At 60.1% G+C, this 25,528-nt stretch carries 24 protein-coding genes and 1 pseudogene; 11 read left to right on the top strand and 14 right to left on the bottom strand.

Annotated elements, in window-relative coordinates:
• Nucleotides 1-180 precede the first annotated feature (180 nt).
• Entirely contained in the window at nucleotides 181-1,806 is a 1,626-nt protein-coding gene (locus tag HKN06_09700) for an acyl-CoA dehydrogenase (GenBank protein ID NNF61585.1), read from the bottom strand.
• Between the two features lie 181 nt (nucleotides 1,807-1,987).
• On the opposite strand from HKN06_09700, the gene HKN06_09695 reads away from it, so the two are divergent.
• From HKN06_09695 to HKN06_09680, 4 genes are read left to right on the top strand one after another with little or no spacing between them, the layout of a single operon-like run.
• Nucleotides 1,988-2,551, top strand: a complete 564-nt coding sequence (locus HKN06_09695) for a phosphatase PAP2 family protein (GenBank protein ID NNF61584.1) — start codon at nucleotides 1,988-1,990, stop codon at nucleotides 2,549-2,551.
• A gap of 15 nt (nucleotides 2,552-2,566) precedes the next feature.
• The gene (locus tag HKN06_09690; protein NNF61583.1) at nucleotides 2,567-3,664 is read left to right on the top strand and encodes a DUF2891 domain-containing protein; all 1,098 of its coding nucleotides are present in this window, start codon (nucleotides 2,567-2,569) and stop codon (nucleotides 3,662-3,664) included.
• Nucleotides 3,664-3,999: a glutaredoxin family protein gene (locus HKN06_09685; protein NNF61582.1), complete on the top strand. Its 336-nt coding sequence runs from the start codon at nucleotides 3,664-3,666 to the stop codon at nucleotides 3,997-3,999. Before HKN06_09690 ends, HKN06_09685 begins: the two co-directional genes overlap by 1 nt.
• Before the next feature lie 12 nt (nucleotides 4,000-4,011).
• On the top strand, nucleotides 4,012-5,199 hold the full coding sequence (locus HKN06_09680) for an MFS transporter (GenBank protein ID NNF61581.1): 1,188 nt from the start codon (nucleotides 4,012-4,014) through the stop codon (nucleotides 5,197-5,199).
• Between the two features lie 94 nt (nucleotides 5,200-5,293).
• Here the strand turns inward: HKN06_09680 and HKN06_09675 are convergent.
• The 4 genes and pseudogenes from HKN06_09675 to HKN06_09660 form a co-directional block, all read right to left on the bottom strand.
• Nucleotides 5,294-6,805 (bottom strand): annotated as a pseudogene (locus HKN06_09675) (hypothetical protein).
• A gap of 75 nt (nucleotides 6,806-6,880) precedes the next feature.
• Entirely contained in the window at nucleotides 6,881-7,411 is a 531-nt protein-coding gene (locus HKN06_09670) for an ATP-binding protein (protein ID NNF61580.1), read from the bottom strand.
• 53 nt (nucleotides 7,412-7,464) lie between these two features.
• Entirely contained in the window at nucleotides 7,465-8,310 is an 846-nt protein-coding gene (locus HKN06_09665; GenBank protein ID NNF61579.1) for a tetratricopeptide repeat protein, read from the bottom strand.
• A 52-nt stretch (nucleotides 8,311-8,362) separates the two neighbouring features.
• The gene (locus HKN06_09660; GenBank protein ID NNF61578.1) at nucleotides 8,363-9,199 is read right to left on the bottom strand and encodes a Ku protein; all 837 of its coding nucleotides are present in this window, start codon (nucleotides 9,197-9,199) and stop codon (nucleotides 8,363-8,365) included.
• A 27-nt stretch (nucleotides 9,200-9,226) separates the two neighbouring features.
• On the opposite strand from HKN06_09660, the gene ligD reads away from it, so the two are divergent.
• Nucleotides 9,227-11,716: a DNA ligase D gene (ligD, locus tag HKN06_09655; GenBank protein ID NNF61577.1), complete on the top strand. Its 2,490-nt coding sequence runs from the start codon at nucleotides 9,227-9,229 to the stop codon at nucleotides 11,714-11,716.
• A 301-nt stretch (nucleotides 11,717-12,017) separates the two neighbouring features.
• Here the strand turns inward: ligD and HKN06_09650 are convergent, their stop codons facing one another.
• A complete protein-coding gene (locus HKN06_09650; GenBank protein NNF61576.1) occupies nucleotides 12,018-12,719 on the bottom strand; it encodes a DUF72 domain-containing protein in 702 nt (233 codons plus the stop codon).
• 64 nt (nucleotides 12,720-12,783) lie between these two features.
• The gene (locus tag HKN06_09645) at nucleotides 12,784-13,563 is read right to left on the bottom strand and encodes a VOC family protein (protein ID NNF61575.1); all 780 of its coding nucleotides are present in this window, start codon (nucleotides 13,561-13,563) and stop codon (nucleotides 12,784-12,786) included.
• 53 nt (nucleotides 13,564-13,616) lie between these two features.
• On the opposite strand from HKN06_09645, the gene HKN06_09640 reads away from it, so the two are divergent.
• Nucleotides 13,617-14,285: an alpha-ketoglutarate-dependent dioxygenase AlkB gene (locus HKN06_09640; protein NNF61574.1), complete on the top strand. Its 669-nt coding sequence runs from the start codon at nucleotides 13,617-13,619 to the stop codon at nucleotides 14,283-14,285.
• 79 nt (nucleotides 14,286-14,364) lie between these two features.
• On the opposite strand, the gene HKN06_09635 is transcribed toward HKN06_09640, so the two are convergent.
• From HKN06_09635 to moaA, 5 genes are read right to left on the bottom strand one after another with little or no spacing between them, the layout of a single operon-like run.
• A complete protein-coding gene (locus HKN06_09635) occupies nucleotides 14,365-14,784 on the bottom strand; it encodes a molybdenum cofactor biosynthesis protein MoaE (GenBank protein NNF61573.1) in 420 nt (139 codons plus the stop codon).
• Entirely contained in the window at nucleotides 14,784-15,026 is a 243-nt protein-coding gene (locus HKN06_09630) for a MoaD/ThiS family protein (protein ID NNF61572.1), read from the bottom strand. The genes HKN06_09635 and HKN06_09630 overlap by 1 nt, the downstream gene beginning before the upstream one ends.
• Nucleotides 15,023-15,610 carry an NTP transferase domain-containing protein gene (locus HKN06_09625; GenBank protein NNF61571.1) on the bottom strand — a complete coding sequence of 196 codons (588 nt, stop codon included), beginning with the start codon at nucleotides 15,608-15,610 and terminating at the stop codon, nucleotides 15,023-15,025. Before HKN06_09625 ends, HKN06_09630 begins: the two co-directional genes overlap by 4 nt.
• Nucleotides 15,603-16,130 (bottom strand): cyclic pyranopterin monophosphate synthase MoaC, encoded by a 528-nt coding sequence (gene moaC / locus HKN06_09620; protein NNF61570.1) that lies wholly within the window; start codon nucleotides 16,128-16,130, stop codon nucleotides 15,603-15,605. The genes HKN06_09625 and moaC overlap by 8 nt, the downstream gene beginning before the upstream one ends.
• Entirely contained in the window at nucleotides 16,087-17,151 is a 1,065-nt protein-coding gene (moaA, locus tag HKN06_09615) for a GTP 3',8-cyclase MoaA (GenBank protein ID NNF61569.1), read from the bottom strand. The genes moaC and moaA overlap by 44 nt, the downstream gene beginning before the upstream one ends.
• Before the next feature lie 144 nt (nucleotides 17,152-17,295).
• On the opposite strand from moaA, the gene HKN06_09610 reads away from it, so the two are divergent.
• Nucleotides 17,296-17,766, top strand: a complete 471-nt coding sequence (locus tag HKN06_09610; protein NNF61568.1) for a cyclic nucleotide-binding domain-containing protein — start codon at nucleotides 17,296-17,298, stop codon at nucleotides 17,764-17,766.
• Here the strand turns inward: HKN06_09610 and HKN06_09605 are convergent.
• Nucleotides 17,763-19,151, bottom strand: coding sequence for an MATE family efflux transporter (locus HKN06_09605; protein NNF61567.1), 1,389 nt, complete (start codon nucleotides 19,149-19,151; stop codon nucleotides 17,763-17,765). The two genes, HKN06_09610 and HKN06_09605, sit on opposite strands and share 4 nt — an antisense overlap.
• Nucleotides 19,152-19,227: 76 nt before the next feature.
• Here HKN06_09605 and HKN06_09600 point away from each other — a divergent pair, with 76 nt between their 5' ends.
• The 4 genes from HKN06_09600 to HKN06_09585 all read left to right on the top strand — a co-directional run bounded on the left by HKN06_09600 (nucleotide 19,228) and on the right by HKN06_09585 (nucleotide 24,340).
• A complete protein-coding gene (locus tag HKN06_09600) occupies nucleotides 19,228-20,487 on the top strand; it encodes a hydroxymethylglutaryl-CoA synthase family protein (protein NNF61566.1) in 1,260 nt (419 codons plus the stop codon).
• On the top strand, nucleotides 20,484-21,521 hold the full coding sequence (locus HKN06_09595) for an aminoglycoside phosphotransferase family protein (GenBank protein ID NNF61565.1): 1,038 nt from the start codon (nucleotides 20,484-20,486) through the stop codon (nucleotides 21,519-21,521). The genes HKN06_09600 and HKN06_09595 overlap by 4 nt, the downstream gene beginning before the upstream one ends.
• 173 nt (nucleotides 21,522-21,694) lie before the next feature.
• A complete protein-coding gene (locus HKN06_09590) occupies nucleotides 21,695-23,761 on the top strand; it encodes a S46 family peptidase (protein NNF61564.1) in 2,067 nt (688 codons plus the stop codon).
• 15 nt (nucleotides 23,762-23,776) lie between these two features.
• On the top strand, nucleotides 23,777-24,340 hold the full coding sequence (locus HKN06_09585; protein NNF61563.1) for a hypothetical protein: 564 nt from the start codon (nucleotides 23,777-23,779) through the stop codon (nucleotides 24,338-24,340).
• A 226-nt stretch (nucleotides 24,341-24,566) separates the two neighbouring features.
• Here the strand turns inward: HKN06_09585 and HKN06_09580 are convergent.
• Nucleotides 24,567-25,528: carbon-nitrogen hydrolase family protein (locus tag HKN06_09580; protein NNF61562.1), on the bottom strand; the 962-nt coding region annotated here is incomplete at its 5' end.

Genomic DNA, 25,528 nt, shown 5'->3' with positions numbered 1-25,528 from the left:
GCGCAAGGCGTCACAAAAGGGTATCGGCCGGTCGGGCTTGATCTTTAGCAGAAAGGCGCATCCTGCGTTATGCAGTGACCGCTGCTATCCCTTTAACGGCAGGTGTTGCCACCTGTGCAGCAGATGCATGCTGCAAAAGGTAAAACTTTGTCAAAGGCACCGGGGCCTGTCACGCACTGTCTATCGCTGGCGGGCCAGAATATCGGCAGCAGCGAGGGTGCCAGGCTGGGCCCAGGGTCCAACAAGCGTGCGCTGAACAGTCCATTCAAGCGCCGCTCGAGATACCTGCCAGGCCGGGTGGGCCGCGACGCATTCGTACATCAACGAAGCGGCATATACCCGGGCCAGGCCGAACGCCAGTTCGCGAGCGTCAGCTTCGCTGTCTGCGGGTAATACACGCAGGCGACCCATACCGTCATTGATATGGCGACGCGCCGGCGCCAGTTCCCTGTCATCGCCGGCAAGACGACCGTAAACGTCACTGACAAAAGCCTCCATCGCGGCCGGCTGTCGCTGCAACACACGGCTTGCGTCCAGGCTGAGCACGTTTGTCGTGCCTTCCCAGATCGGCAACACCTGTGCATCACGCAGCAACTTTGGCAGCCCGGTATCTTCGATGTAGCCCGCGCCGCCAAAGCACTCCAGCACTTCACTGGCTGATGCCACGGCCAGCCGGGCGGTATAAAGCTTTGTTACCGGTGTCATCAGCCGCAGCAGCAGCTGCTCGGCATCGCTGGCCACACCCGCCTCTGCTTTACCAAGCAGCAAGCCGAGATGGAACACCAGGTGAAATGCCGACTGGTAATGCGCCTCCAGGTTGGCAAGGGTCTCGCGATGAAGTACGTGCCCGATCAATGGTCGACCAAAAGCCGTACGCCGGTGAGCATAGTCACGTGCCAGGGCAAGCCCGCGACGCATGCTGGCTACCGCACAGACCGAATTATATAGACGCGTGATATTGAGCATGCCAGCTATATTGCGCACGCCATGACCAGGCTCACCCAGTAACCGGGCGCGCGTGCCTTGCAGCGCAAGTTCGGCAGTCGGCATTGCCCGCGTGCCAAGCTTGTCCTTCAGGCGCTCGATTGTTATGCCATTGAGCGAACCATCCTTGTTGCGAGTCTCCAGGTAGAACAGGCTCAGCCTACCGTCAAGCTGCGCCAGCGTCAGCGCAATCTCGGAGGTTGCTGCGGAACTGAACCACTTGTGACCGGCCAGCCGGTAACCGTCACCATCAGGGTGCGCTACGGTGCCGGTATTGCTGACATCCGACCCGCCAGCCGTCTCGGTCATCCACTGGCCCGAAGTCCAGAATTCTTCCGGGACCCGGCTGGTCAGGCGACGCACTACGCGTTGTGCCAGCTGCCTGCTGCCAAGTTGCAGCAAAACGCTGGCAGCCCCGTCAGTCATTGCCAGCGGGCACGAATACAATGCCGAGGACGGATGAAACAGGTACAGGCGGGCAAACTGATGGGCGCGTGAATATTCGCCCTGGCTCTGCTCGTAGGCCGTTGCAATAATTCCCTCGGTTGCAGCGGCCGCGTGCAGTTTTTGCCAGCCGTCTGCCATCACAATGGTGTCGGCGCGGTTTCCCCAGGCATCGAAATGCCGTAACTGTGGTGGGTTTGCCTCGGCGTCGGCGGCATACTGCGCGATATCACCAACTACCCTGCCGCCAAGCGCATGCAACCCCTCAACGATTTCGCCAAAAGCGTGGTCGGGCAGGCGCCAGCGCAGCCAGCGCTGCAGCAATGGATCGCCGGTAAACTGATTGCCCAGCCGCGGGGCATCCTGGATAAAGCTCATGGGGCGATTCTGCCCGCAGCAGCCCGGGCTGCAAAACCGTCCTGGCTGCCTGCTTCAGGTGTATGATTTAAAAGGAGATTATATGGCGCCGGGCGTGGCCGGCGCAGGCCTTTGCGAGGGAACGCGTTCTTCATCTTGAAGTCTTAATAAGGCACTATCAGGGAGGTCTTTGGGGGTATGCATGGCCTGGTCCGATTCATCGAGAACGCTGCGTCGCATCGACGCGATCGAACTGGCGTTGCTGGCGCAGGTCAACCGGCTGACTCACTACGTCACCGCCGCCCGGTTTTTTCGCCTGGTCAGCCTGCTGGGTGACGGCTGGTTCTGGTATGGCCTGATCCTCGCGCTACCGTTGCTGTTCGGACACCAGGGTGCCGTGATCAGCCTGCATGTAGGCCTGACGGCGCTGGTCAACGTGGCGCTGTACAAGTACCTCAAGGAACGCCTGGTGCGGCACCGACCGTTCAACCGGCGCACCGACATACATGCGGCCGCACCCATCCTGGATCAATACAGTTTCCCCTCCGGACATACACTTCACGCCGTCTGTTTCACCACGATGATGTTTCCGTACTTCCCGGAGTCGGTCTGGCTGCTACTGCCATTCGCCGTGCTGGTCGCCTTCTCGCGCATGATACTGGGCCTTCATTACCCTACTGACGTACTGGCTGGCGGCACGCTCGGCTTTGTCATGGCGCGACTGAGCCTTTACGCTTTTGGCAACTGCACCCTCACGGGCTGCTGAATCTCTGCGATCAGGATGAGACTGCTACTGCTGATGCTGCTGGCAAGCACGAGCGCGCATGCGCTCGACGCCTCCGAGGCCGGTCGCTTTGCGGGTCTGGCGCTTGATTGCGTTCACCTTGAATACCCCAACAAGATTGCGCACGTCATGCAAAGCGATGACGACGTTGCGCCCCCGCGCGAACTGACGCCGATTTTCTATGGCTGCTTCGACTGGCACTCAGCAGTACACGGTCACTGGCTGCTGGCACGCCTCGCCCGGCAGTTTCCCGACGCCGCATTCGCTGACGAGGCCATGGCTGCGCTGGCGCAGAGCTTTAACGCCGAAGCCGTTGCGGCAGAACTGAGCTACCTGAATGGTCGTGGCAGGGCCTCGTTCGAGCGTCCATACGGCCTGGCCTGGCTGCTGCAGCTCGGCGCCGAGCTGCGCGAATGGAACGACCCGCGGGCACAACGCTGGGCCGAACTGCTCATGCCGCTGGAGCAGGCAGCCGCTGCCCGGTTCAGCGACTGGGTGCCGAAACTCGACTACCCGATCCGCACCGGTGAACACTCGCAGACGGCCTTCGCATTCGGGCTGGCGATCGACTGGGCGCGCACTGCAGGAAATACGGCGCTGGAAAACCTGCTGCAGGCGCGCATTGTCGAACTGTACGGCGCTGACCGGCGCTGCCCGTTGCAGTACGAGCCGTCCGGGCAGGATTTCCTGTCACCCTGCCTGGCCGAGGCGGACCTGATGCGCCGGGTGATGGACGCAGCGCATTTTTCCGCCTGGCTGGAAAATTTCCTGCCGCAAATCCCTGGTTCATTTGTCAGCAACTGGCTGCCGGTTGCCAAAGTAAGCGACCGCAGCGACGGCAAGCTTGCACATCTGGATGGTCTCAACCTCAGCAGGGCATGGATGCTGGAGGGCATAGCCAGCGGGCTGGCCGGTACCGACAAGCGTTGCGCTGCCCTGCTCACCGCCGCCGCGCAGCATCGTCTGGCGGCACTGCCGGCAGTATCGTCAGCGCATTACGAAGGCAGCCACTGGCTGGGCAGTTTTGCCACGTACCTGGTTACCGGTCGCGGTCTGCACGAAACTTCTGCTTCCTGCAGCAACCAAACCAACTGATGAAGCAGGCCCTGATAGTCGTCGCCCTGATGCTGCTTGCAATGCAGCTGCCCGACCTGCTGGCGCTGCGTTTTGCCAGCGTCGACTACGACCCGGCCGTCGCCGGACCGGTAACCCTGTATGCAACACGATGGTGTGGCTATTGCGCCAAAACCCGCACATTACTGAACAAACACAACATCCCGTTTACGGAATATGATGTAGAACAATCGTCCGATGCTGCGCAGCAGATGATGACCATGAGTGCTTATGGCGTACCGGTTATCGTTGTCGGCGATACGGTCATCAAGGGCTATCGACCCAACGCCATTCTTGCCGCGCTCGACTCGGAATAAGCGGCACGCTTAATGATTCTGAACCGCAACCTGTGGATACTGTTTTCCTGTCAGCTAATCGCGGTAAGTTCTACCACCGTGACGGTTACCCTCGGCGGGATAATCGGCTCCGAGCTTTCAACCACACCGGCACTGGCAACACTTCCCGTGTCGCTGATGATTGTCGGTATCGCGCTCACAGCGATACCGGCTGCGATGCTGATGAAAGCAATCGGTCGCCGGCGTGGGTTCACGCTGGCCGCCCTGCTTGGTGCAGCAGGCGCTGCGCTGGGCACTCTGGCACTGATCGAGAGCAGTTTCGCCCTGTTTTGCGCGGCAACCCTGCTGCTGGGCGTTAACCTGGGTTTTGTCCAGCAGTATCGCTTTGCCGCTGCGGAAAGTGTTCCGGCACAGCGGGTTGGCCGGGCCATTTCCCTGGTGTTGCTCGGCTCCATTGGCGGTGCCATTGTCGGGCCGGCGATCGCAACGCACGGTCAGGACTGGATTGCGGCCGGTCGCTATGCCGGTTGTACCGCCGCCGTCACGGCCTTGCTGCTGGCTTCGGCCAGCCTGCTCCTGTTCCTTCGTGATGTGCAACCACACGACAGTGGACCGCAACAGCTGCTACCGCCGCGGTCGTTGCGCCAGGTCATCAGCCAACCGCTGTATATCGTTGCGCTGATGGGCGGACTGGTCGGTTACAGCGTGATGAATTTCATCATGACTGCCACGCCGGTAAGCATGCATGTAATCGATGGCCATTCGGTTGAGCACACCGCCGGCGTCATTCGCAGTCATGTCATCGCCATGTACGCACCGTCGCTGGTATCAGGTTTCCTGATTGAGAGACTGGGGACGCGGCGCATGATGGCCATTGGGGCTGTAATCATGCTTGCGACTGTAGTTGTGGGATTGCGCGGCCACCAGGTGCTGCACTACTGGCTGGCGCTGGTGCTGCTCGGCGTCGGCTGGAACTTTCTCTATATCGGCGGCACGACGCTGCTGACCCGTACCTATCGCACCAATGAACGCTTCAAATCGCAGGCGATCAACGATTTCTCGATCTTCACCATGTCGGCAACCGGTTCACTGATGGCCGGCACGGTAATTCACTACCTGGGCTGGACCACGCTGCTGTTGCTGGTGACAGCGCCATTGTTCCTGATGCTGCTGGCGCTGCTGTGGGTGCGAAATCAGCGCGTGGCTGTTCCCGTCAGCTGATTCAGCGCTGGTTTCCGGCGGGAAATTTTGTAACCCGTGCGGCCAGCTCTTCCTCGCTGTGCGGCTCTTCCCATTCCTCGATATACGACTGCACCGTCTTGAATCGCGCCACGGCAGCAAGACTGCCAACCAGCACCAGCGTTGTCATCACAACCGTAAAACGCAACTCCGAATCGATCAGGCGCAAATCATCTGTCGCATACAACATTATCACCATGCCGATCAGCGCCCAGATTACAAAGCGAGCCGCGGCGCGCCAGATCATTTCGGTTTTTGGCTCATCGTCGGCAATAAAGCTGTCCATCTGGTAAGCAATAAAACTGCACAACATGGCTGGCAGAATTCCCCATCGCATCGACGCGGCAAAGCTGTCGCTAAACACAAAATTTTCGGCATCGGAGCTGAGACCGAGAATAAGTGCTGACGAAGACGTGCTGACCAGGAAACCCATTACTGCCATGAGCGCATAAAAACCGTAAAACCGTTCATCGACATCGGGCCGAATTCTGTACGAGGTTATGCGGGCTGCGAAAACCAGCACGATGGGCAACAGGTAGATGCTGGCGGAGTAGATGATCCAGCGTGAGGTCTCGATACTGAAATGACGCAACTCTGCCGCCGGATCGACCAGCCCGGCGTAGATAAACACCGACAACTCGCGCCCGGCCATTACCCCTACAGCCAGGGCGGTGGCGAAGGTCATAATGTACTTCCACGAGTGCTTCAGCACTGCCTGGTGCGGCGCACCGCCCAGCCGGGCAACCGTGGTCCACAGGTCTTTTTCGCTGCCGGCCCCGAATATCACCAGACCGGCAAGCAACCGGCACAACCAGCGGTTCAGTTCGTCCAGATCCTGCAACAGGCTGATCGTCTTTGTGTAGTGAGTCGGCCCGCGCTTCCACACCGCCACTCGCTCGGACATACGGTTGAATGAGATACAGATATCGCCCCACTTCAACGACGGCTCGGCAAACAGGCGAGCATATGACGCCTGGTCGGCATAGGAACGTATCTTGTCGAACAACACGCAGTTACGCGCCCAGCGATACTCGACAGACGCACCGGCCTTGTCAAAATCGCCAAGATCCAGCGTCGGGATGAGCAGCCGCGACATTATTTTTTCGCGTTCGCCTCCGGTGATTGCTGCCAGTCGCGAGCGACGCAGCACCTCGTATACCTCTACCGCTCGCCGTGGAATAGCCGATACATCGTAAATTGCGTCGCGCACGGCCGGCAGCGGATTGACCCGGCTTTCCCACAGCAGCAAGGTTACAAAAACGCCGGTAGCTATGACCGGCAGCACATGGCTTTCGTCGAGGTTCACCAGCCAGGCGGCAAACGAGCCGCGTCCAAGTGCCGCGCTGGCCTCGACCAGCGGCAGCGTCGGCAGCCAGAAGGTGACCGTCAGAAAATAGACCAGCGCCACAATGACTATGTAGGCCGCGAGCCCGCTGCGATAGACGGCGCGACGCACGAAGTACTGCGGCAGGGTTGGCTCGTCACCAAGCTGGATCGAGCGGCGCTCAAACGAACGGTAGGCCAGCCAGGCAATCATCGCCACCAGCACCAGGCGAACGGCAAGGTCTGCAAGTTCCATGGCGGTCATTCAGCTTCCTCTTGCATGGCTGCGTGCCTGCATTATAAACAAGGCCTGCCGCCTTTACCTGAACGGCGAAACAGGTCAGTGCGTACGGTCGGGAATTGCAGATGCCCGCAGCGCTTCTGCGGTGGCCGCACAGACCGCCGAAATTGGCTGCGTGGCATCTAGCCGGATAGCGTCATCGGGTGGCTGCTGAAACCGCTCGGCAACCTTGCTGACCAACTCCGCACTGCGATCAGTGGCGGGATGTTGCCGGTCACCGGTTACCCGGCGTCTTGCCACAGGAACCGGGCAATCCAGCCAGACCGGCATCGTGCGAAAACCGTATTGCTCACCACAACGCCGCAGGCGGTCGAGAGAAGCACGATTGGAAAAAGTCATACCATCGACAATGGAATTCCTGCCTGACGCGCAGTTGGCCTGCACCGCCGACATTACCGCGTCCTCGGCAGCCAACTTTTCCTGATCGCTGTAATCGCAATCGGGAAACATGGCGGCGCGAATGTTGTCACGATTGACTTCGTTCAGGTCGAACCGCTGCAACAACGAGCGGGCCACAGTCGACTTGCCGGCCCCGGGCAGGCCTATCAGGGCGACGATGTAACCATTCATCACGCGCTCCCGGTGGTGTGATGGCGGAATTTTATCACGCGCCGGGCGTTAAGCTATTGCGTGCCCTGTTTTTTCAGAGCCCGGTAACGGGCGAGGTGCCGCAGGGCATGAGCGGAATGGCCATCGCGCTCGTGCAGCCGGGCCAGGTTGAAATGCGCGTCTGCAAAATCAGGCTCCACCTCGAGCGCCTGTTCATACGCTTCCCGTGCCTGTTGACCCAGCCCCTGGTCATCCAGCACAACTCCAAGGTTGAACAAGGCGAGCACATTTTTCGGATCTGACTGCAACACGCTGCGATACAGCTTTTCCGCCTCCGGCAGCTCCCCTTTATCGTGCTGCAGGCGTCCGAGGTTGATCATTGCCTCTGCGTGGCTGGCGTCGATTTGCAGCGCCCGGCTGTAGGCATCCGCGGCACGGCCGAATGCGCCGACTGTCTCCAGATCGACACCCATCTGGTACCAGTCATCGGCATCGTCTTTTGGCTCAGCGTTATCGCGTGCCTCGCGTGCAGCATGGCGCACCATGGGCTCGGCTTCCTGGGCCAGGTCAGCCACATCAAATTCCATCACAGCCTGGCCGGTGTAAGGCTCCCATGCATGACTGGAATCGCGCACCACCACATCGTCGCCGGCCGCGCTGATACGCACCGTCGCCAGCGAGCGGCCTGCCGGCAGCTGCTCCTGCAGGGACCGCAGCGCCTTCCACACCTTTTTCGACGGCACCCGGGCATCGTCCAGCGCCTTGGCGGCGCGTAGCAGAACTATGTCCTGGAAACTGAAGCGGTATTCGCTGCGTCGTCCACGATCCGGTTGCAGGATGCCGGCACGCGCGAAAGAACGCACGCGCCCCTCGGGCATGTGCAGCAGCTCGGCAACCTCACGGGTGGAATAGCCTTTCATCCCCTACAGGATACCAACTGGCCGGCGGCTGCGGCCAAGTCGCGGGAATCTTTCAGGAGGATTTCTTGCGGCTGGTCTTTTTTCGGGCCGTTTTCTTTGCCGCAGCGCGCTTTGCGGGTTTTTTGCCGTCGGCCAGGCTGGCCTTCAGCGCTTCCATGATATCGATGATCTTGGTCTCGGCCTGCTCTGTTGGCGCAACGCTTATATCTTCACCCTCGACCTTGCGGTCGATCATCTCCATGACGCGGCCGCGCACTTCGTCCTTGTATTTTGTCGCGTCGAAGTTGTCGCTGGCAGCCTGGTCGATCAGCTGCAGTGCAAGCTGCAGCTCTTCTTTTTTGACCTGTGCATCATCCATCGGCACGTCCGCGATACTGCGCAACTCGTCATGATAGTGCAGCTGCTCCATGGCAAGGCCATCCTCTTCGGGCCGCAGCATGACCAGGTGTTCCTTGCCGCGTGAAGAATACTTGGCTATCGCCGCGCGCCCGGTCTTGCGCAGCCCCTCGGCCAGTAACTTGTATGCGCGTGCCCCGCCCTTCTCGGCGCCGAGGAAATAAACCCTGTCGAGATATTTGCGGGCCACGTCCTCGGCCTTGACGAACTCCACGATATCGATGGTGTGCGTCGACACGCTTTCAATGGCCTTCAGCTCTTCCTTCGTGAACAGCACATATTGGCCCTTGGCAAACTCGTAGCCCTTGACGATCTCCTCGCGCGGGACCGGCTCGCCTGACTTCGAGGAAATCAGCTGCTGCTTTACGCGCGCACCGTCGCGCTTGTCGATCTGGTTGAAGCGCACCTGGCTGCCACTGTCGTAGGCCGAGTACAGCTTGACCGGGATGGAGACCAGGCCAAATGAAATAGTTGCTGAAGATATAGCGCGCATAGGCACGTATACTATAGGCAGCCAGCTATGCCCGCAAGAAATACAGATAAATTAGAGGCTTATCGCCAAAAGCGAAAAGCCGACTCAACTCCGGAGCCGTTCGGCGGCACTACATCTGGGGGCGGCGGGCTGTTTGTGGTGCAACATCATGCGGCTCGCGCCAATCATTACGACTTCCGCCTGGAGATTGACGGCACCCTGCGCAGCTGGGCGGTACCCAAGGGGCCGTCGCCCGATCCCGCCGACAAGCGCTTCGCCGTCCTGACCGAGGACCACCCGATGGAATATGCCGGCTTCGAGGGCAACATTCCGGCCGGCAACTACGGCGCCGGTGCGGTGATCGTATGGGATCGCGGCGAGTGGCGGCCCGACGGCGATCCGGAAACCGAACTGAAAAAGGGCAAGCTCGCTTTCGAGCTGCACGGCTACAAGCTGCGTGGCAAGTGGGCGCTGATAAAAACCCGCAAGGGTGCCAAGGACTGGCTGCTGATAAAGGAACTTGACGGATACGTGTCTGACGCAGGCACGGCGGGCTACCCGCAGGATTCGATTCTGTCCGGCCGCACCGTGGAGCAGGTGGCTGGCGGCGACAGCGTCGAGACCGCCGTAAAAGAGAAACTCAGGAAATTCAAGGCTCCCAGGAAAAAACTCGAATCCAGGCAGATAAAACCAATGCTCGCCGAGACGGCGGAGCCATTTACCCGCAAGGGCTGGCTGTTCGAAATCAAATACGACGGTTACCGACTGATCGTGGCGCACGAGCAGGACGAGGCAACTCTGCTTTCGCGTAATGGCAATGATTTGACCGCTACCTTTCCTGAAATAGCCGATGTGATCGCCGCCCTGCCCTACGACAATTTCATCATGGATGGCGAAGTTGTCGTGCATGATGAGAAGGGCCTGCCTTCCTTTTCCCTGCTGCAAAAACGCGGCCGGCTGAGCAACCGCCACGATGTCGCACGCGCTTCGGTGCGTCTGCCTGCCTCGCTGTATGTGTTCGACCTGCTGGCGTTTGACGGTTACGACCTGCGCCAGCTGCCGCTGAGCACGCGCAAGGAACTGCTGCGCGAACTGCTGCCCAGCGTCGGGCCGCTGAAATACTCCGATCACATTGCCGAACAGGGCGAGGCAATGTACGAACAGATGCGCGAGCTCGGCCTGGAAGGCGTGGTTGCCAAGAAGGCCGACTCGAAGTATGCCGGGCGACGCTCGGCCGACTGGGTCAAGATTGTGGCCGCCCGCCACGATGATTTCGCGGTAGCCGGATTCACCGACCCGAAGCGCGGCAACAAGGGTTTCGGCGCGCTGTTACTGGCACAGTCGGACGGCAGCGGTTTTCACTACATGGGGCGGGTCGGAACCGGGTTTAACCACGAACAGCTGGAGCAACTGGGCGAATTGTTGCGCAGCCTGCCGGCAGCCACGCCGCCAGCCGATGCGCCGGACACAGCCGGCTATCACTACGTGACGCCTGAGCTGGTGGCCGAAGTGCGCTTCAAGGAGATCACAGCCGACCGCCAGCTGCGCCAGCCGGTATTCGAGCGCCTGCGCGATGACAAGAAGCCGGCGGACTGCCTGCTGCGTGACGCCGACCCGCCGGCACCGAACCCTGGCGGTGATTCACCTGACCGCGAGGTCCCGCTGAGCAACCTCGACAAGATCTTCTGGCCTGAAGAGGGCTATACGAAGGGTGACCTCATCGGTTACTACCGTGACATAGCACCGTGGCTGCTGCCGTATCTCGCTGACCGCCCGGTGGTACTGACGCGTTATCCCGATGGTATCGAGGGCAAGTCTTTTTTCCAGAAAGATGCACCGACGTTCGTGCCTGACTGGATTCGCCGCGAGGTCATGTGGAGCGAACACGCTCAGCGCGAGCTGAATTACTTCGTCATCGACGACCTGGAGACGTTGCTGTATGTCATCAACATGGGCACGATCCCGCTGCATATCTGGTCAAGCCGCGTCGCGACGCTGGAAAAGCCGGACTGGTCCATTCTCGATCTGGATCCCAAGGAAGCCCCGTTTGCCGATGTCGTCAGGATTGCCAGGGCGATAAAGAAACTTTGCGACCAGATCGGGCTGCCGACATTTGCAAAAACCAGCGGCTCGACCGGCCTGCATGTGCTGATCCCGCTCGGTGGTCAATGTACTTACGAGCAATCGAAGTCGCTGGCCGAGCTGATAGCAATACTGATCACGCGGCAGCTTCCCGATATTGCAACGGTGACGCGCAATCCTGCCAAACGCGGCGGGAAGGTATATGTCGATTTCGTCCAGAATGGCCACGGCCGCACGCTCGTTTCGCCTTTCAGCGTCAGGCCCCGGCCGGGCGCGCCGGTCTCGATGCCGCTGCGCTGGAATGAAGTCAGGACAGCGCACGATAACTCGAAGTATCACATCATGAACGCCAAACGGCGGCTGCAACGGCTCAGGACCGAACCGATGATCGAGATTATCGACACCCGGCCCGACCTCGTTGCCGCACTGGCACGACTACAGGAATTGCAGCAATAAAAGATCGTCGAACCGGCCTTGCCGGTTCGACACCTTTTACCCTGCTACCCACCACCAGCCGTGACGTTGGTTGCCACACAGCACCAGCCAGATACCGCAGCTAACACTTCAGGACGGTATGAGTGCGGCGGGAAAGAAGACGGTGTTTGCCGGCGCCGACTTGTCGGAGGCGCCGGTGAATACAGTCTTGCAGGACCGCCGTAAACCCCTGTCGCAAGTAATCGCGGCTGGAAGCCGCTCCCACAGAACCGCTCCCACAGAACCGCTCCCGCAAGCCCATTGCACGCTGTCGCGGCTGAAGTTACCCCTGTTCGAGATCGAGAAAACGCCGCGCCAGCGCGGGACCGGCACCGTCATCCTCATGCTTGAAGAAAACAAAAACGCGTGACCAGTCCTGGCCAGCTATTCGATCGTGCCAGCCGCGCAACATGGCTGAGTCGTAATCCTCGCGACGCAGGCGCAGGTAGCCCCAGTCTGCAGTGGAAATCCGCTCCGGAGTTTCGCCATCGGCATTTTCCGATATGACCCACGCAAAATTGCGTTCTGCCAGCATGTCGCCGATCTCATCATCAAACCATGAGGCATGCCGAAATTCGAATGCGGCAGGCAGCCCATCAGGCAGGATGTCTATAAACTTTTGCAGCCGCTCGGCGCCCTTGCGCAGAAACGGGGGTAGTTGAAACAGCAGCGCACCAAACGTGTCGCCAAGCGACTCCAGGTTGCCGGTGAGAAACTCTACCTCGCCATCGGCGTCTGCCAGTTTCTTGTTATGCGTGATGCGCCGCGATGCCTTGATGGCAAAACGGAAGGATTCAGGCACCTGTGCGCGCCAGTTCTCCAGTACATTGGGTTTTGGCATTCGATAAAACGTATTGTTGATCTCGACTGCCGGCAGCTGCCCGGCATAAAAACCGAGCATTTTCGCTGCGGCCAGCTTGTCCGGGTAGAACACGCCCAGCCATTCCTTGTAGCTGTAGCCGCTGGTGCCGGCGTGGATATCCATAGGGCACAGACTAGCGCTGCAGTCGCGCAGCATGCAAAAAAGACAGGTTCTTGCCGCTTCGCTGCTAGGCGGCAGGCCGCGCTGAGTGCAGTGCGAAAGCACCACCCTGCGGATCGAGGCACTGGACGATGAAATCTCCCCCCGGGACCTCCATCGGTCCGTTCAGCACCTTGCCACCAAGCCCTGCAACCTGTTGCGCGCTCGCCTGCACATCACGAACCTTGAAGTACAGCAACCAGCGCGGCGGCGCCGGCATATCCGGCGTCTTGTTGTACATTCCGCCCAGTGAAACGCCGTGGCGACCAAACATCTGGTAGGCGCCCATATCGCCCATATCCATGGCCTCGGTCATCACCCAGCCAAACTGCTCACCATAGAAGTTCATTGCTGCGGCGTAGTTGGTAGTCACCAGCTCATGCCACGACACGTCGCCGAGCCCGGGCGCGAACGGCTTGTCCTGCGGCGGTTCGGTTGGCGCGTAAAGGGCGAATGCAGCTCCCTGCGGGTCGGCCAGGACGGCAAAACGACCAACATCCGGCAGATCGGCAGGTGGAACGTAAACGCTCGCACCGTTATCGACAGCCTGGGCTGCCGAACGCTCGACATCAGGAGTCGCAATGTACATCAGCCAATGCTGTGGCGCGCCGCCCGCCTGCGCTTCAGCCGGTATTGCCATTACGCCACCAACAGTACCGCTGTCAGTCGACAACAGTACGTAGGGGTCGTCACTCGCCGGCCATTCCGCGCTTTTCCATCCGTTGATAGCACAGTAGAATTCAACTGCGGCATCCATATCCGTCGCATTGAGCTGGTACCAGACGATGCGACCAAGTGGAATGTCCATACCGATTCCCCGGCAGTTCATTTGCAGGACACGCTAGCAAACCAGGCCCCAACATGCCCGCCGCTGCGCAACAACCTGACCTGTTTCCACGCTCTGCCAGACACATAGCACTGGCAGGCGCAAAAATAGACTATGTCCCGACTCTATATTCCGCAGAGCAGGCACGAGAACTGTTTGCAGCAGTCAGGAATGATGCGGGAATCAGCTGGCACAGCGACCCGATAAAGATGTTCGGCCGGCTGGTAAAACAGCCGCGAATGACTGCCTGGATGGCCGATACCGGCGTCGAGTATGGCTATTCCGGATTGCGGCTGGCCGCTGCACCGTGGACGCAGGTGGTCAGCCGTATCCGGCAAGCGGTCGAACAGGCCGCCGGTGCGGCTTTCAACAGCGTATTGATCAATTTGTACAGTGACGGCAATGACTACATGGGTTGGCACCGTGACGATGAACGTGAGCTGGGCATGCAGCCGGTCATCGCATCATTGAGCCTCGGAGCCACAAGGTTTTTCGACCTGCGCCACCGCGACTATCGCGAAAGCGGTATCGCTGTGCAGCGGCTCGAGCTGCAGTCGGGCGACCTGGTGGTGATGCGCGGCGACACGCAACGACACTGGCAACATCGGGTACCAAAGCAACGGCGCGTGACCGAAGCACGTATCAACCTCAGTTTTCGCTTCGTACAGGGGTCAGACCGAGATTGTTTGCCACAATTGCCTTGATAAAAAGCAATTTGCGGGACCTTGCCAGTCAATTGTGGCAAACAATCTCGGTCTGACCCCAATTACGCCAATTAGACAATTAATCGCCGGCGCAGTTGACCCACTCGGCGCTGCCGTCAGCGTAATATTCTTTTTTCCAGACCGGCAGGCGCTGTTTGATCTCGTCGATAATGTAACGACAGCCGCGAAACGCCGCGTCGCGATGCGGCGCACACACACCGACCCACACCGCCAGTTCACCGATGCCCAGGTTACCAGTCCGGTGTGCGCACCCGGCACCGGATATTTCGAATTTATCCAGCGCCTCGGCAAGTACCCGCTCACCCTCGGTCAGCGCCAGCGGCGCATAGGCCTCGTACTCCAGCCGCAAAACCTGCTGGCCTTCATTGTGATCACGCACCCAGCCCTCGAAGCTGGCGTAGCCGCCGCAGCCCCCATCGGCCAGCGCGCCCCTCAGTGCAGCTGTATCAAAGGGCTCTTTATACAAACTGAAAGACATCAGCCACCCGCTACCGGGGGAATAAATACCAGCCGGTCGCCGTCAGCCAGCGCCTGCGACCAGTCGGCAAAGGTATCGTTTATCGCCACCCGCAGACGTGCCGCCGGCAGCTCGAATCCGTAGCGGTCGACAAGCTCGGCGTACAGCTGCCGCGGCGTTGCGACTGCGGTTTCGATCACCTCACGGTCGCGTCCGGCCTGCTCGCGCAGTATCGCGAAATAGTCAACCGTGATTCGCATCAGCGTGAGTCAATGATCCTGGCAGCATCCTTGTGCTCGTCAGGCGTGTTGATATTGTCCAGCGCGGTGGCTGATACCGGATCCAGTAGCCTCGTATCAGCGCGGACCAGCGCCTTGCGCGGACACAGCAACCCGCCTTCGACCTGTTCGCGCAGCAGCTGAAGACCAGCCGGTTCCCAGATCGCGCACAGCGGCTCGGGCAATCGATTATTCACGCTGCGAAAAGCAGTAGCCATGGATTCGGGGTCGCGATGCTTCACCAGGTGATCGAGCGTTTTCTCATTCAAAAAAGGCAGGTCACAGGCAACGACCAGCCATGCCTGTTCGGGGGCACTTGCCGCGGCAGCCAGCAGACCCGCGGCCGGGCCGGAATCGGACAGTTCATCCTCGATTCGCGGCAGCGAATCACGCACTTCATCATGCTGGCGATTGCGTACCGAGATAAAAGTTTCTTCGCAAAACGGCGCGATCAACTGGTACGCCCAGCTCAGCTGCGGCTGGTCATGATAAGCGAGCAATGCCTTGTCGCGCTGCATGCGGGTACTGTCGCCGCCGGCGAGCACAAGGCCAAAGAGTGTCTCACTCATCGTCGCCAGCCAGTGCGTTGTAGTCACTCTTCCCACCACGCTTCATCAGCAGGCGCGTCGGGCCGATGCTGATTTCGTGCGACAGTGCTTTGCACATATCGTAGATCGTCAGCGCAGCAACGCTGGCACCGGTCAGCGCTTCCATTTCCACCCCGGTGCGATGCTCTACCGATACCTGGCACAGGATGACGACCTCGTCGCCCTCCAGGTCAATATGAATACGACAATCGTCAATCGTCATTGGGTGGCAGAACGGTATCAGCTCATGAGTGCGCTTGACCGCCATTACACCCGCCACCACGGCAGTGTCGAACACCGGCCCTTTGCGCGTTCGCGCGCCGCTGTCACGCAGGGCCGCAGCCGCGGCTGCCGGCAGTACAACACGACACTCCGCAACGGCAGTGCGGCGGGTGGCGTCTTTGCCGCTGACATCCACCATCGTTGGGCGCCCGGCTTCGTCTATATGCGATAACTTGTCAGCCACCGATGTAATACATCTCCACTTTTTTCTGCTCCGCATCGGTGCGCAGTTCTGCGCGCTGCTCGCTGTACCGGTCACGGCGGCGCTGCCAGGCGCCGGTAACCAGCGCAACCAGCTCGTCGTCGCCTGCGCCGTCGCGCAGTGGTGTACGCAAATCCAGGCCGGTACCCGCAAAAAGGCAGGTGTACAGACGCCCGTCAGACGACAATCTGGCCCGCGTGCACGCACCGCAAAATGGTGCCGTAACTGAAGAAATAAAACCGATTTCACCCGCCCCGTCATCGAACCGATAGCGGCTGGCCACTTCGCCGTGATAGCCAGGACTTACGGCGGTCAGCGGCCAGCGAGCAGAGACCTGCTCCAACAGTTCGGCGGATGGCACCATGTCGCTGCGCCGCCAGTGATTGATGTTGCCGACATCCATGTATTCAATAAAGCGCACGATAACCCCGGTGCCACGAAATCGCTCCACCATGTCGATAACACAATGATCGTTGACGCCTCGCTCGACCACGGCATTGACCTTTACCGGTGTCAGGCCCGCCTCGAGAGCAGCATCGATACCATCGAGCACACGAGCCACGCCGCCACGACCGCCGCTCATGCGGGCAAATACATCTTCGTCGAGCGCATCGAGACTGACGGTAACGCGCGACAAACCAGCACCGGCCAGCCCGGCCGCGCGCGCTGCCAGCAGCACGCCGTTGGTAGTCATTGCTATGTCGTTAACTTCGTCGATCTGCGACAGGTCTGCGACGAGGTCGGCCAGCCCCGTACGCAGTAGCGGTTCGCCACCGGTAATTCGCAGCTTGCGCGCACCGAGCTGCACAAACAGTCGGGTCAGCCGGCTGATCTCATCGAACGTCAGCCGCTCGCTGCGATCGAGAAATTTGAACCGCGGATGGTACTTGTCCTCCGGCATGCAGTAGGGACAGCGAAAATTGCAGCGGTCCATGACGGAAATACGCAGGTCGTGCAGTGGCCGGCCGAGCGCGTCGCGGGGCTGCGCTGCACTGCGCAACGGAACGATGCGGGCTGTTTTGTCGTTTTTGTCTATCATTGGGAAGACACAAGAATACCAGCACTGGCCGGCATTTACGTACTTTCACAGCAACGGGCGGGCATTCCCGGCTTGGGTTCCGCAGTGACGACGGCTAGAATCTGCTGCCGCCCGCCGATTGCGGCATCCGATTGGAGAGACTCTGTGAGCGAAGCGACCAAGAAACTGATTTCCGGCCACGCGCTGTTTGCGGACCTTGACCCGCAGCACATACACACGCTGGCAGAGTTCTCTGACGAGCGTGCAATACCGGCGGGCCAGAATATCTTTACCCAGGGCCAGCCGGCCAACACCTTTTATATGATCATCGAGGGCAAGGTGATCGTGGAGACCCCGGCGATTTCCGGCCCTACGCTGCAACTGCAGGAACTGGGCAAAGGCCGCATTCTCGGATGGTCGTGGATGATCCCGCCGTATCGCTGGCACTTCCAGGCACGCGCCGATGTTGACTCGACCGTGGTCGAGTTTGACGGAACACGGCTGCTTGAAATTGCAGAGAAAGACCCGGCCTTCGGCTATCAGTTGCTGAAGCGCTTCGCCACGCTGATGGGCGACCGGCTGGAATCGGCTCGACGCCGCATGATGGACGCCTGGAACCCCGTCGGATTCGCCTAAACCTGCAGCCGCTGCCAGCGCCCCGCGCGAAACGCCCACCACGCCAGCAAGGCAATCAGTGATTCTGCAATCGTAATTGCAGCAAATGCACCGCGCGCGCCAAAACCGGCTGTTTCAGCCAGGTACCAGGCCAGAGGCAGCTGGATCAGCCAGAAACACACCAGGTTTATCAGCATTGGCGTGAAGGTGTCTCCGGCACCGTTCAGTGCCTGCACCATCACCATGCCCAGGGCATAAAAACCATAACCGTAAGCGAGAAAACGCAGACACGCGGCACCGTATTCGATAACCAGCGGTTCGTCAGTGAATATACGAACAAACAAATGCGGAATGATTATGAACACGACGCCGATAGACGCCATGAAATAAAAGTTGTAACGCGCCGTGATGCCTACTGCGAGTTTTGCCCGGCTGGGTTTGCCCGCACCCAGCGACTGGCCGACCAGAGTGGCTGCTGCGTTACCCAGACCCCATGCAGGCAGAATGACAAACTCGACAATGCGCATGGCAATGGTATAGCCGGCTACCGCAGCAGTTCCGGAGCGGGCAACCAGGGCCATCAGCACGATCCAGGCCGAAGTGGCAAAGAAGAACTGCAGAATGCCATTGGCCGACAGCACCAGTAACCTGCGCATCACCTGCGGCACAATCCCCAGGTCACGCCAGCGCAGCGTAACGCGCTGGTTGCCACCGCCCAGCAACAACAGCTGGTAGAGCACGCCGATGCTGCGCCCGGTGGTGGTTGCTACGGCGGCGCCCGTAACGCCAAGCTCGGGAAACGGACCAATACCAAAAATAAGTAGCGGATCGAGCACAATATTGATGCCATTAGCCAGCATCAGCGAGCGCATCGCGATACTGGCATCGCCGGCACCGCGAAAAATCGCGTTGATCAGGAATATGTACGTGATGCTGGCTGAACCACCTAACAGGATCTTTGTATAGCTGGCGCTTTTTATTACTTCATCGTCCGCTCCCAGCCAGGCGAGAATCTGTTCTGCCAGGGTAACGCCGACAATGCCGATTACGCCCGAGACAAATGCACCGATCCACAACGCCTGCGCCGAGGCAATCGCTGCGCCATGCTCATCGCCTTCGCCTATGCGTCGCGCCACCATGGCCGTCGTGGCCGCCGAAAGACCAATCGCAACGGCATAAACCAGCGTCAGCACGGCCTCGGTCATGCCGACGGCGGCAACTGCCGCAGAGCCGAGTTTTGCCACAAAAAATATGTCGGTGACGGCAAACACGGCTTCCATTGCCATCTCCAGCATCATCGGCACCGCCAGCAGGATGATGCTGCGCCGGACCAGCCCGCGCGTATGATCCTCGTCGGTGCCACGCAGCGCGTCGCGTAAAAGCCCTGTCAAGCCACTTCCACTCATTGCCTGAGCATAGTGTCCGGGCGCCAGAACGGGTACTCTAGGCGCCGCTGAATTTTACGAATATGAGAGCCTGCAGATGAGCCCCAGGGTTACCGGCATCGACGCGATGGCCTTTCACGGCACCCAGTGCTACCTGGAGATGGCCGACCTTGCCGAAGCACGCGGAGTGGACCCCGACAAGTACATACTCGGCCTGGGCCAGCGGCAGATGGCTGTCGCCACGCCCTGCGAGGACACGGTGACCATGGCAACCGTCGCGGCGCACCGGGCGCTGGCGAATTTCGACATCGACCCGGGCGAGATCGGCACGCTGATCGTCGGCACCGAGACGGGGGTCGATCACAGCAAGCCCGTTGCAGTGTATGTGCACGACAAGCTCGGGCTGGCGCCGAACTGTCGTACTTTTGAGACCAAGCACGCCTGCTATGGCGCCATGGCGGGTCTCACTTCCGCGATGGACTGGATCAGCGCCGGACGGGCACGCGGCCGCAAAGCGTTGATTGTCGCTTCCGATATCGCCCGCTACGGACTGAACACCGCCGGCGAACCAACCCAGGGGGCCGGCGCGGTGGCTATGGTGGTCAGCGAAAATCCGCGTCTGCTCGAACTCGATCCGAGTTCGTTTGGCGACTACACGCGCCAGGTGATGGATTTCTGGCGCCCGCTGTATTCCAAGTATGCGTTTGCCGACGGTCACTACTCGATCGATTGCTACCTCGACGCGTTTACCGGTGCCTGGCGCGATGCCTGCGAAAATGCCGGCTCCTGGGAGCCGTTGCGGCTCGAAAAAACAGACGCCTGCTTCTACCACGTCCCGTTTACAAAGATGGCGCGCAAGGCACATCACAGGCACTGCGAAACTGAGTGGGGCACCAGCGTCGCCCGGGAAGACACGCAACAAATAGCGCGTATCCGCGAATCGTACGAACGCCAGGTGGCGCCGTGGCTTTATCTCAACAGCATTGTCGGCAATATCTACACCGGCTCGCTGTTCCTGGCACTGATGGACTACCTGCGCAAGGCGCACCCGTCCGGCGGCCAGCGCATCAGCCTGTTTTCCTACGGCAGCGGCTGCGGTGCTGCCTTCGGCACCGGCCTGGTAACCGATCGTGCTGCGCAGCTGGCCGGCAGACTCGACCCGGCTGATCACCTGGCACAGCGCACCCGCCTCGATATCGATCGCTATGAACAATTAATCAGGGCGTGCGAGACCGCCGATCATAACGAAGCGCCCTACCCCGACCCGGCCGACTGGGGGCTGCAGGAAGGGCTTTATTACGTAGGCACCCGCGACCATATTCGCCAGTACACCGGGAGCGCGGCGGCAACCCCGTGAGTGCAGCGCAAATCCCAGCGCAGGTACTGCGCCGCTGGCACCGGCTCGACGGTGCCACCGTGACACCCATCGAGTCGGGCCTGATCAACCGCACTTACCTGCTCGATACGGGCAAGCAACGCTACATCCTGCAGCGGCTGCACCCGGTGTTTGAAAGCACCGTGAATCGCGATATCGACGCCGTTACCCGACACCTGCAGACGAAGGGCCTGGTTACACCAAAGCTGATTCGCTGTGATGACGAAGCCCTGTCGTGCGAAGCGGCGGACGGCGTTTGGCGCCTGCTCGATTACATCCGCGGACAGACGGCGCACGCTATCAGCGGCAAAAAGATGGCCAGTGAAGCCGGCCGTATGGCAGCGCAGTATCACACCGCGCTGAGCGATTTCGACTATGAATATCGCTATAGCCGCGGGCACGTTCACGACACGCCGGCGCACCTGGAAAAACTGCGTGCAACACTCAAATCGCATAGCGATCACCGGCTGCACGCTGAAGTTGCGCCGCTGGCAGAAAACGTACTGCAAACCACTGAACGGTTTACCGATATCGACAAGCTGCCGCTGCGCCATTGCCATGGCGATCTAAAAGTTTCCAACGTGCTTTTCGACAATGACTGGCATGCCATCTGTCTGGTAGACCTCGATACCGTCAATCGCATGGCCTGGCCACTGGAAATGGGCGATGCGCTGCGCTCGTGGTGCAACCCGCGCACCGAGGACCAGCTTGCCGCCAGACTGGATCTTGGCATTCTCGAGGCGGTAATGAGCGGCTATGCCGGCGCAGCGCCCGAGTGGCTGACAGATGCCGAGAAGAACGCACTGGTCAGCGGACTGGCGCGCATCTGCCTGGAGTTGTCAGCCCGATTTCTTACCGATGCGCTGCGCGAGTGCTACTTTGGCTGGGATGCCGAAACTTACGCTACCTGCGGTGAACACAATCTCGCCCGCGGCCGCGCAATGGCGGCCCTTTACATCGACGTCATGCAGAAGAAACAGGCCGCCAACCGGATCGTCACAAGCTGCCTGGGCTGATCTGGTATCTGGTTCTGGCTCGCTCTCCGGACGGCGACATTGCTGATGGGCGTAAATCGGGCGGTCCTTAACCTGCAGTGTTGATATGGCGCAGTGCAGCGCCCTGATCCCGGCCCGCCAGACCAGCGAACTGGGATAGAATGTGCAACTTTCCGACCAGCCAGAGAATGCCGATGAAACTTGCGCCAGCCATTGCCTTGTTTGCCCTGTGCCTGCCGTCGATCGCAGCTGCCGATGAGGGCATGTGGACGATTGATAATTTCCCGGCCGGGACCGTTACGAAGAAGTACGGGGTGGATGTCGACGCTGATTGGCTGCGTGCCGCCCAGCTTGCAACGACGCGGCTGGAAAACGGCTGCACCGGGTCATTCGCCTCGGACGACGGCCTGGTACTGACAAACAATCACTGCATTTGGAGCTGCGTGCGCAACCTGAGCACCGCCGAGCGCAACCTGTCCGATGAAGGTTTCAATGCCGGCAGTCGCGCCGACGAGCTGGTATGTCCGGGCCAGCAGATCTCTGTGCTGCAGGATTTTGATGACGTCACCGACAAGATTGCCGCGGCAACACGCGGCATGAGCGATGCCGAAGCCAACAAGGCCCGCAAGGCGGCGCTGACCAGGCTGGAATCGGAATGCGAAGACGCGTCAGGCGGAAAGCTCAACTGCGAGGCCGTTACGTTGTACAACGGCGGGCAATATTTCATTTACCAGTACAAGCGCTATAACGATGTGCGCCTGGTGTTTGCACCCGAGCTCGACATAGCGGCGTTTGGTGGCGACCCGGATAACTTCAATTTTCCGCGCTGGTGCCTCGACATGTCGTTCCTGCGTGTCTATGAAGACGGCCAGCCTGCCAGCACGCCGAATTTCCTGCGCTGGAAACAGGGTGGCCCGGCCCCTGGCGACCCGGTCTTTGTCACCGGTCACCCCGGCTCCACTGATCGCTCGTTGACCATGTCGCAGCTGCGTTTCCTGCGCGACATCAGCTATCCGCTGTGGCTGTACCGCTATTCGGAAATGCGCGGCCGCATGCTGGCATGGCAGGACACCAGCCCTGAGGCGGCACGCACGGTCCAGCAGCGAATCCTCAGCCTGGAAAACGGCATCAAGGTACGGCGCAACCAGCTCAAGGCGCTGCAAAACGACGAAATGATGGCGATGAAGGCGGCCGAAGAAGCGGCACTTAAAAAAACTGTCATGCGCAAGCGCAAGCTGCGCAACAAGTACGGCGAAGGCTGGAAACTTATCGACCAGGCAATGGAAACCTATCGTAATTTCTACTACGAGCACTTGTTTATTGAGGACGCGGCAGCCTTCTACAGCGATCTTTACAACTACGCACAGGCTATCGTGCGCGGCACCGCCGAGCGTGCGAAACCCAACGAAGACCGCATCCGCGACTACACCGAAGCCGCGCTGCCGCAGCTCGAGCAGTGGCTGTTCGCCGCAACGCCGGTCGACAAGGAGTACGAGAAGCTGCGTCTGACTTTTTCACTGGAAAAACTGGTCGAGTGGCTCGGCCCGGACAGTCCGTACGTGAAACTGGTGCTGGACCGGCAGTCGCCAAAATCCCTGGCCGCTGAACTTATCAACGGCACACGGCTGGACGATGCGTCCTACCGCAAGCAGCTGTGGGAAGGTGATTTTGCAGCACTCGCCGCCAGCGATGACCCGTTGATACAGCTTGCCCTGAGCGTCGACCCGGCAGCGCGCAAACTGCGCAAGCGTTACGAGGACGAGGTGGAGGCGCCCCGTAGTCGCGGCGAAGAGATGATTGCCGACGCGCGTTTTGCCGTGTACGGCAAAGACACCTACCCGGATGCCACCTTCACGCTGCGCGTCACTTACGGCGCCGTCGAGGGCTGGAAAGAAAAAGGCGAAATGGTTGATCCATTAACACGCACTGCCCGACTGTACGAGCGCGCAACCGGTGAGCGGCCGTTCAAACTGCCGCAGTCATGGGTAGATGCACAAAGCAGCCTCGACCCGGCCACGCCATTCAACTTTGTTGCCACCACCGATATCACCGGTGGCAATTCCGGTAGCCCGATAGTCGCTGCCGATGGCACCCTGGTAGGGCTTGCCTTTGACGGCAATATTCATTCGATTGCCGGAAACTACTGGTTCGATGACAACATCAACCGCACGGTGGGTGTAAACACGGCCATCATGCTCGAGGCGCTAAAGAAAGTTTATAGCGCAGATCATCTGATTGAAGAGCTAAAGACGGTCAAGTAACCAAGGGGAAAAATCATGATCGCATTAACACAACTATGGCTGCCGATACTGCTGTCGGCTGTGCTGATGTTTGTTGCCAGCAGCCTCATCCACATGGTGCTGAAGTATCACAACGCCGATTACAAGGAATTACCCAACGAAGACGAAGTGAGCTCGGCTATACGCAACGGCTCGCCAGCCACCGGCATCTACACGATGCCGCACTGCAAGGACATGTCGGCAATGAACGACGAGGCCATGCAGAAAAAATTCGCCGACGGTCCGGTGGCAATGCTCACAGTGATGCCAAACGGCATGCCAAACATGGGCGTTATGCTGCCGCTGCAGTTTGTCTACTTCGTGCTGGCCTCAACAGCAATTGCCTACTGCGCAAAGCTGGCCCTGGTGCCTGGCGCCCAGTACATGGAGGTTTTCCGCTTTGTCGGTACTGTCGCGTTCCTTACTCACGGCTTTGCTCACCTGCCTTACAGCATCTGGTACGGCCACCCGTGGTCGAATGCCGGACGTTTTCTGCTGGACGCATTAATCTATGGCTCGCTGACAGCCGGCACCTTCGCCTGGCTATGGCCCGCTGCCTGAACATGTAGTCGAACCGCGCGGGCAGTCGCGGCTGGAAGCCGCTCTCACAGGAACCTGTCGCAAGTCGTCGCGGCTGGAAGCCGCTCCCACGAGAGCTTGTCGCTAGTTGTCGCGGCTGGAAGCCGCTCCCACAGGAACCTGTCGCAAGTAGTCGCGGCTGAAGCCGCTCCCACGAGACATGGTCGCAGGCAGTCGCGGCTGAAGCCGCTCCCACAGCCGCACCGATTCAGGTGAATTTGACGTTACGACGGGCGCGGGTGTCGACGGACAACTCGAAAACGTCGGGCCGCGAGTAGTGGCCATCGGTATCGAGCGCCAGCCGCGCCTCGGCCACGGCGCCCGGTTTGATATCGGCAATCAACGTGGTCCGGGTACCGTATGACGGCTCCAGTACATACTGTCCGTCGGGGCCAATCACCGCACTACCCCCTTCCAGCAACAGGCTGGCGTCGTCGCCGGGAATCTCTTCCAGCAGTCCGGCTGCCTCGGCACTGACCCCTGCCGACGCTGCCCCTTCGAGCAATTCGCCTCGCGACAGGATGCCGCCGGCTGCGACCACAAAGCAGGTCCCTTCAAACGCGTAGTGGCGGCACGCCACCTGGTGCATGTCTTTCACCCAAGGCCATTGCGCGATGTGCACGGTCTCGCCTCTGGCATGCATGGCGGCGCGCGCCAGCGGCATCCAGTGTTCCCAGCAGATCAGCCCGCCCAGCGTACCGACGGGGGTGTCGACTACCGTCAACGTGCTGCCGTCACCGCGGCCCCATACCAGTCGCTCGGTATAGGTCGGCATCAGCTTGCGATGAATACTCACCGCACCCTTGTCGGGCTCTATATAGACAATCGTGTTGTACAAGGTGCCACCATCGCGCTCCTGCATACCCATCACGACATAGGCGCCCGCCTCCACCGCGGCGGAACGCAACGCGACCACGGCCGCATCGTCTATGGCCGGGCTGTTTTCCTGCATCAGGCGAAACAGTGATTTTGCCGGCGGGTGGTCCCACAGGCTGGCGCCGGGCGCGATGTCGAGCCACACCGGGTAACCGGGCAGCCAGGTTTCGGGAAACACGATGAAATCGGCATCCTGCCCGGACGCTTCGTGAATCAGTGCGCAGGCACGCTCGACACTGGCGTTGAGATTGAGAAAAACCGGCGGCTGCTGAATTACCGCTATGCGGCAGTGCT

The organism is Gammaproteobacteria bacterium, assembly GCA_013003425.1.
Taxonomy (GTDB): domain Bacteria; phylum Pseudomonadota; class Gammaproteobacteria; order Steroidobacterales; family JABDKV01; genus JABDJB01.
Note: the sequence above shows the minus strand (reverse complement) of the source record. Positions and strands in the feature narration are given on the sequence as shown.

Bases quoted from the DNA above. Each gene is read 5' to 3' on its own strand.
- HKN06_09680 (NNF61581.1), top strand. From the start codon at position 4,012: ATGATTCTGAACCGCAACCTGTGGATACTGTTTTCCTGTCAGCTAATC.
- HKN06_09700 (NNF61585.1), bottom strand. From the start codon at position 1,806: ATGAGCTTTATCCAGGATGCCCCGCGGCTGGGCAATCAGTTTACCGGC.
- moaA (NNF61569.1), bottom strand. From the start codon at position 17,151: ATGATAGACAAAAACGACAAAACAGCCCGCATCGTTCCGTTGCGCAGT.
- HKN06_09695 (NNF61584.1), top strand. From the start codon at position 1,988: ATGGCCTGGTCCGATTCATCGAGAACGCTGCGTCGCATCGACGCGATC.
- HKN06_09670 (NNF61580.1), bottom strand. From the start codon at position 7,411: ATGAATGGTTACATCGTCGCCCTGATAGGCCTGCCCGGGGCCGGCAAG.
- HKN06_09645 (NNF61575.1), bottom strand. From the start codon at position 13,563: ATGGACATTCCACTTGGTCGCATCGTCTGGTACCAGCTCAATGCGACG.
- HKN06_09625 (NNF61571.1), bottom strand. From the start codon at position 15,610: ATGAGTGAGACACTCTTTGGCCTTGTGCTCGCCGGCGGCGACAGTACC.
- HKN06_09585 (NNF61563.1), top strand. From the start codon at position 23,777: ATGATCGCATTAACACAACTATGGCTGCCGATACTGCTGTCGGCTGTG.
- moaC (NNF61570.1), bottom strand. From the start codon at position 16,130: ATGCGGAGCAGAAAAAAGTGGAGATGTATTACATCGGTGGCTGACAAG.
- HKN06_09685 (NNF61582.1), top strand. From the start codon at position 3,664: ATGAAGCAGGCCCTGATAGTCGTCGCCCTGATGCTGCTTGCAATGCAG.
- HKN06_09665 (NNF61579.1), bottom strand. From the start codon at position 8,310: ATGAAAGGCTATTCCACCCGTGAGGTTGCCGAGCTGCTGCACATGCCC.
- HKN06_09635 (NNF61573.1), bottom strand. From the start codon at position 14,784: ATGTCTTTCAGTTTGTATAAAGAGCCCTTTGATACAGCTGCACTGAGG.
- HKN06_09600 (NNF61566.1), top strand. From the start codon at position 19,228: ATGAGCCCCAGGGTTACCGGCATCGACGCGATGGCCTTTCACGGCACC.
- HKN06_09640 (NNF61574.1), top strand. From the start codon at position 13,617: ATGCCCGCCGCTGCGCAACAACCTGACCTGTTTCCACGCTCTGCCAGA.
- ligD (NNF61577.1), top strand. From the start codon at position 9,227: ATGCCCGCAAGAAATACAGATAAATTAGAGGCTTATCGCCAAAAGCGA.
- HKN06_09650 (NNF61576.1), bottom strand. From the start codon at position 12,719: ATGGATATCCACGCCGGCACCAGCGGCTACAGCTACAAGGAATGGCTG.
- HKN06_09605 (NNF61567.1), bottom strand. From the start codon at position 19,151: ATGAGTGGAAGTGGCTTGACAGGGCTTTTACGCGACGCGCTGCGTGGC.
- HKN06_09590 (NNF61564.1), top strand. From the start codon at position 21,695: ATGAAACTTGCGCCAGCCATTGCCTTGTTTGCCCTGTGCCTGCCGTCG.
- HKN06_09690 (NNF61583.1), top strand. From the start codon at position 2,567: ATGAGACTGCTACTGCTGATGCTGCTGGCAAGCACGAGCGCGCATGCG.
- HKN06_09660 (NNF61578.1), bottom strand. From the start codon at position 9,199: ATGCGCGCTATATCTTCAGCAACTATTTCATTTGGCCTGGTCTCCATC.